Genomic DNA, 6,217 nt, shown 5'->3' with positions numbered 1-6,217 from the left:
TTAAACATAGTATCCTAAACTAGAGTACTCTAAGTACTCGAAGTTTAGGATTTTTTAATTACAGTGCTTTAACTATTAAATATATAAGGGTATTATTAATAGTAGTTAAAGTATTTAAAGGTGGTGGAAAGATGAAGGTTCAGAAAGTAATTGTGGAGGAAAAATCATATCCGTTATACATACTGCTAGATAAAGAATTTGAAGTGATAGAACCGGTTAAGCGATTTATAAAGTACTTGGATAATACGGGAAAAGCTCCAAATACCATTAAAACATATTGTTATCATCTCAAGCTGTTTTATGAATTTATGAGCCAAAGTAGAATCGAATTAGGAGATTTACAATTTGAGGATTTAGCAAACTTTGTAGGATGGTTAAGAAATCCAGCAGGGCATTTAAAGGTAATAGATATACAACCAAAGAAGGCTAAAAGAGAGGAAACATCAGTTAATTCCATACTTAACGCTGTAACTAGTTTCTTAGAGTATTTAAATCGCACAGAAAATTTTAAAGCTATAGATATGTCTAAAGAAGCAAGAGGAAGAAACTTTAAGGGGTTTCTTCACCATATTTCTAAAGGTAGATCCTATAAAAAAAATATTTTAAAGCTTAGGGTCAAAAAGAAACTTGTACAAGTATTAGAACATGGACAAGTCAAAGCAATAATTGAGGCATGTCATACCAAAAGAGATAAGTTACTTATTATGCTTATGTATGAAGGGGGACTTCGGATAGGAGAAGCATTATCCCTTCGTATTGAAGATATTTCAACATGGGATAACCAGATTAACATCAGGCCAAGAGATCATAATGAAAATGGAGCTTATATTAAACTTAAAAAAGAAAGAACTATTGATGTAAGTAAGGAATTAATGGCATTATATACCGATTACTTAGTACATGAATATGGGGAAGATTTAGATCATGATTATATATTTATTAATCTTAAAGATTCTTATTTTGGCCACCCTCTAAAATATCAAAGTGTATTAGACTTAATAAGAAGACTAGGAAAACGGACAGGGATTACTTTCACTGCCCATATATTACGTCATACGCATGCCACAGAGCTTATTAGAAGTGGATGGGATGCTGCATATGTACAAAAAAGATTAGGGCATGCCCATGTACAAACAACACTTGATACGTATGTTCATCTTTCTGATCAAGATATGAAGAATGAATATAAAAAGTATCTTCAAGGGAGAGAAACATGACAATGAAATTTCCAAGTGTAGCAACTAATCGAAAGCTTATCGCTAGTACAGAGATTAATAAAAAAATAGCTAATATGACAAGTGTTTTAAAAGGTTATTGGGCAGCAGATAGATGGGATATAAGAATTTGTCCGCATCCTAGTGCAATTGAGTTAAGTAAGAATCCGTCACTAAGAAATCGTTGGGTAAATTTCGATAAGGTGGAAAATGTCTGGTTGAAAACAGAATTAAAATATTTTTATTACCTTCACTTGAATAATGGAGCTTGGAATGCAAAATCCGTTTGGATTAGAAAGGGAACAGTGATAAGCCGGATGATGGGATTTTTAAATTTAAAATATCCTAATATTACATCGATAACCGAAGTGCCTATAAAAAAAGCTTTGACAGAATACCGGACCTACTTAACAGAACAAAAAGTAAAAACTACGACTACTAATTACAAACTTGATGTAAATCAGCAGAAAGTTACTGTACATGCGAATTCCTATTACGTTACTCATCTTAAGCAGTTTATGGAATTCTATGAGGACTTCTATTTTGATGGGGAAGAATGGGAAAAAGATGTTTGGAATCGAAGAAAATTATCATTACCGGAAGATAAGGTAAACCCAACATCCTACGAATATACGATCAACTTTAAGGGTTTTAAGAATAATTATTTTAAAGAAATAGTTAAGCGATATTGTAAACTAATGTTAAACACAGCTAGCTTTTCTCACGTAGTAGATATAGCTTCAAAATTAAAAGAATTTTTTAATTTCATGAACAAAAATTGTGAAGGTATACAAAGGATTCATCAATTAACTAGAAATGAAATTGAGCAATATTTTAATTATATTAATTTAAAAGGTTTAAAACCCAGTACTGTAACTGGACGAATATCTACTTTAGACGTTTTTTTTACTACAATTCAAAGATATGACTGGAAGGATACACCTTCTAAGATCCTTATCTTTCAAGAAGATTACCCTAAAGTGCCGAAGGCACTACCACGTTATATTGATGAACATATACTTGAACAATTAAATGGGAAATTAGATAAATTGGAACCTTATATTGCTACAATGGTTATGGTACTTCAAGAATGCGGGATGCGTATCAGTGAACTTTGTACATTGAAAAAAGGGAGCGTCATAACCGATAAAGAAGGGGATTGCTTTTTAAAGTATTATCAGTGGAAAATGAAGAAAGAGCATATCATTCCTATTTCTAAAGAAATTGCTGCATTGATATTAGTTCAAGAGCAAAGGGTGGCTGATGAACTCGATGATGGATGTGTATATGTGTTTCCCCGAAAAGATTGCTCACCATTGAAACAAGATACCTTTAGGGTTAAATTAAATGAACTAGCTTATGAAGAAAAGATAACGGACAGCAACGGAGAAATTTTTCGTTTTCATGCTCATGCCTTTCGGCATACAGTTGGCACTAGAATGATAAATAACGGAGTGCCACAACATATTGTCCAGAAGTTCTTGGGTCACGAATCACCGGAAATGACGGCAAGATATGCACATATTTTTGATGAAACCCTAAAGAAGGAATTTACGAAATTTAAGGAAACCTTAGTAACGAATAACGGTAGCATTCTGGATTTAAGTGAGGAAAATACTGAAGCTGACAATACAGATCTTCAATGGTTTAAAAAGAATATCAATGCACAGGCACTTCCTAATGGCTATTGTCGGTTACCAGTAATTGCAGGACCATGTCCTCACGCAAATGCATGTTTAGATTGTACGAATTTCTGTACAAGTAAACAATTTCTTACTGAACATGAAGAGCACTTAGAGCGAACTAAAGAAATACTAAATAGGGCTAAACAAAACCAATGGCAGCGTCAGGTTGAAACCAATGAACGTGTTAAAAATAGATTAGAACAGATTATTCATTCGTTAAAGGAGACGAATTAAAATGATTAGAAAAGGTAACACAACTGCCATAGTTCAGCTAGCTAAAGACAAGTCGGAGAAAACAAGAATTAGGGTTGAAAAGACAATTTCAGAGATGGCATTGAAAGAAGAGAAGATTAATTTTAATTCCGTTGCACAAAAAGCAAATGTTTCAAAGTCATGGCTTTACAAACAAAAAGATATTAGAACTAGAGTGGAGACATTAAGAGGGATGCAGATAAGTGAGTTAACCCCCCGTAAACCTAGTAAAAGCCCTCGTTCAGAGGACGTATTAATAAAAACCTTAAAAAGCCGTATAAAGGCGTTAGAAGAAGAGAATGAACGGTTAAAGGATCAAGTTCAAAAATTACATGGCAAGCTGTTTTAGCAGATTTGTGTTTCTTGGAATTTATTGGGCACTTTGAATTGGCTACCTAAAATGAAATCGCTAAAACCTTCAATAACTTCAATAGCCCATTTCCCTAAATGTGTTAAGGGGAAATGGGCTTTCTTCTAGTATTGTTGGCATGATCGCAGAAGTGTTTTATGCTCTTAAATAATACTTTTTAATATATTGCAAATACTCATTAGCACTTTTCTGTATCTCTTCGCCCTTCATATCCGAATTAGCACCGTAAAGTACAAACTCTGGTACATATTCAGCATGAATCTATGCACATAAAGATTTGAATGGTGTTAACATCTGGGTTAATGTATGCTTGTTTTTACCCATACTTGTAAATTCACCTTTTTTTACGCCAGCTGATATAGCTAATCCTAATTTTCGATTATAAAATATTCTTTTACCCTTTGATCCGTAAGCCCATCCATATATAATCACTTCATCGATCCATTTTTTTAATAATGAAGGAGAACTATACCAATATAATGGAAATTGAAAAATAATATTATCATGATTTTCAACTAATTCCTGCTCTCTTTTTACATTTATAATAAAATCAGGATACTCTCTATAAAGATCATGAATGGTAATTTCGTTTGAATAAGACGCTGCTTTTTCTACCCAAACTTTATTGATTCGAGAATTTGGCATATCTGGGTGAGAAACGATCACCAATGTTTTCATTGTTTCATCCTTAACATACTCAACTTTCGCACCAATAAAACAGTGTACGAAAGTTGAGTTACTTAAAAGTATTCTATTCTAAGAAATTCAAATTTGCGTGATTCCTAAGCTATTTATTTACAGCTTAAACTATAGAAGATGAACTAAACAATAACTAATCTTTACATAACTAAGTTATTACCCACGCTTTTTTAAACCTAATCCAGCTATTAAGGCAATGAGTATTGCCCCTGTAGCTGCAAGGAACGCATCTGAGTAGGACATAGCGTCCAATATATATAATGGATTTATCGGCTCAGTAGCATCACGTCGAGCGGATAATAATGCTCCAATCATACCTGCTCCAGTTCCTGCTCCAAGGTACAAAGCACCTTGGAAAATCCCCATTCCGACACCAACCTTGTCTGCATCGAGTGCACTTACTGCGGCGTTATTTGCGGGAGAATTCGTGAATGCAAAAGCAATCCCTACTCCGAGGACCCCCACGGAAACTAACAGAGGTGAAGCACCAGATGCATAGGTGGACAAGAATAAGGTAGACAGCCCCATCAGAGTCATCCCAGTAATTATCAGACGTTTATCCCCAAATCGATCAGAAAGACGGCCAACGAAGGGAGATAAGATTGCAACAGCCACACCACCTGGCAACAATATCATTCCAGCCTGTCCAGAAGAGAGTCCATTCACCTCAATGACTAGTAATGGGACGAACACAAGAACAGCGAAATAAGCAAACATCGAAAAAAATGCAATTATGACCGTATTGACATAATCCTTGTTATTGAACAGGACAGGTGGTACAAATGGATTTTCTGCGGTAACAATTCTCCAAATAAATCCCACCAAAGCTACAACAGAACCAATTAGGCTAGTTAACGATGAGAACGAAGAAAAACCAGAAGTTTCTCCTTGAGTGATGCCAAAAAGGAGTAATCCTACTGTGAGGCCGAGGAATAAACCACCAATGAAATCAAAGTTCTTATTGCTTCCTACGGATTCTGCCGGTTTAATTGTCGGTAACGCGTAGTAGGCACCAATAACAATCATAATGGCTAACAAAAATGTGAACCAAAACAAGGCATTCCACCCTAAATATTGACCAACTACTCCACCAAATATTGGACCAGCAGCAGTTCCAACACCAATACTTCCTGCGATAATTCCCAAAGCTCCCCCACGTTTTCCTTGTGGGAAAACCTTCGAAATTGCAATGACTGATAGAACTGGAATTGCGGACATCCCAGCACCCTGAACCATTCTTCCCAAAACCAACAATGGGAGGTTCGGGGCAATTGCACATAAAAGACTACCACTTGCCAGAATCATAATGGCAAAGATATATAGCTTTCGTAACTCAAAAAAGTCTGAGATTCGACCATAAATCGGAACTCCAATCGCAAGAACAAGTGCAATACCACTAACTATCCAACTCACTTGAGATTTCGAAGCTTCTAAATCTTTGCTTATTAGTGGAAGTACGGGATTGACTGAATCAGCCGTAATTGAACCTACAAGTACAGATAGGGAGAGTACCATCATTAAAAGCCTAGTAGAACCCCTTTTTTCAGATTGAATCATTTCTTTAGATTTACTATCCTTTTTCATTTTATTTCCTCCTAAAATATATTGTGATTTTAGGAGGCTAAATCCACTGCTTTCACCATAAACCTCACCTCATATCTATTTATATTGTAAAACCAAATCAACGAACTCACCATATTTCTACAGCATGATTAAAGATTCGGTTCTCCAAACTAACTGAACTGATCAAACAAAAAAAAGGCACCAGTTTAACAACCGGTGCCTAATCATTCGTATGCATTTTTACAAATGCAATAGATTCATAAATTTTTGCCCATTATATAAAAGGAGGCAAAAAGTTTTCCGGTAGTGTTTCCATTTTTTGTTTTTGTGAAAAAGGACATACTGATCCCGTTGTACCTAAATCCCCTGAAACTTTTACATGCTTTCTAAACTCGACATTAATGAAATCAATTCCCATTACTTTTTGCCTCCTT

5 protein-coding genes are annotated in these 6,217 nt (G+C 35.0%); 3 read left to right on the top strand and 2 right to left on the bottom strand.

What is annotated here, in order from left to right; translation table 11 throughout:
* Nucleotides 1–131 precede the first annotated feature (131 nt).
* From P7D84_RS13430 to P7D84_RS13420, 3 genes are read left to right on the top strand one after another with little or no spacing between them, the layout of a single operon-like run.
* Entirely contained in the window at nt 132–1,217 is a 1,086-nt protein-coding gene (locus tag P7D84_RS13430) for a phage lytic cycle repressor MrpR family protein (protein ID WP_000867971.1), read from the top strand.
* Entirely contained in the window at nt 1,214–3,133 is a 1,920-nt protein-coding gene (locus P7D84_RS13425; protein WP_000178032.1) for a tyrosine-type recombinase/integrase, read from the top strand. The genes P7D84_RS13430 and P7D84_RS13425 overlap by 4 nt, the downstream gene beginning before the upstream one ends.
* Nucleotide 3,134: 1 nt before the next feature.
* The gene (locus P7D84_RS13420) at nt 3,135–3,500 is read left to right on the top strand and encodes a DUF6262 family protein (RefSeq protein WP_000619629.1); all 366 of its coding nucleotides are present in this window, start codon (nt 3,135–3,137) and stop codon (nt 3,498–3,500) included.
* A gap of 282 nt (nt 3,501–3,782) precedes the next feature.
* On the opposite strand, the gene P7D84_RS13415 is transcribed toward P7D84_RS13420, so the two are convergent.
* Entirely contained in the window at nt 3,783–4,199 is a 417-nt protein-coding gene (locus P7D84_RS13415; protein WP_000855243.1) for an NAD(P)H-dependent oxidoreductase, read from the bottom strand.
* Between the two features lie 177 nt (nt 4,200–4,376).
* Nucleotides 4,377–5,804, bottom strand: coding sequence for a chloramphenicol/florfenicol efflux MFS transporter FexA (gene fexA, locus P7D84_RS13410; protein WP_032495690.1), 1,428 nt, complete (start codon nt 5,802–5,804; stop codon nt 4,377–4,379).
* Nucleotides 5,805–6,217 lie beyond the last annotated feature (413 nt).

The organism is Enterococcus dongliensis, from assembly GCF_031927985.1.
Taxonomy (GTDB): domain Bacteria; phylum Bacillota; class Bacilli; order Lactobacillales; family Enterococcaceae; genus Enterococcus_A; species Enterococcus_A dongliensis.
This window is presented reverse-complemented; position numbering and strand designations above follow the sequence as displayed.

Coding starts and splice junctions, on each gene's coding strand:
- fexA (WP_032495690.1), bottom strand. CDS start 5,804: ATGAAAAAGGATAGTAAATCTAAAGAAATGATTCAATCTGAAAAAAGG.
- P7D84_RS13415 (WP_000855243.1), bottom strand. CDS start 4,199: ATGAAAACATTGGTGATCGTTTCTCACCCAGATATGCCAAATTCTCGA.
- P7D84_RS13420 (WP_000619629.1), top strand. CDS start 3,135: ATGATTAGAAAAGGTAACACAACTGCCATAGTTCAGCTAGCTAAAGAC.
- P7D84_RS13430 (WP_000867971.1), top strand. CDS start 132: ATGAAGGTTCAGAAAGTAATTGTGGAGGAAAAATCATATCCGTTATAC.
- P7D84_RS13425 (WP_000178032.1), top strand. CDS start 1,214: ATGACAATGAAATTTCCAAGTGTAGCAACTAATCGAAAGCTTATCGCT.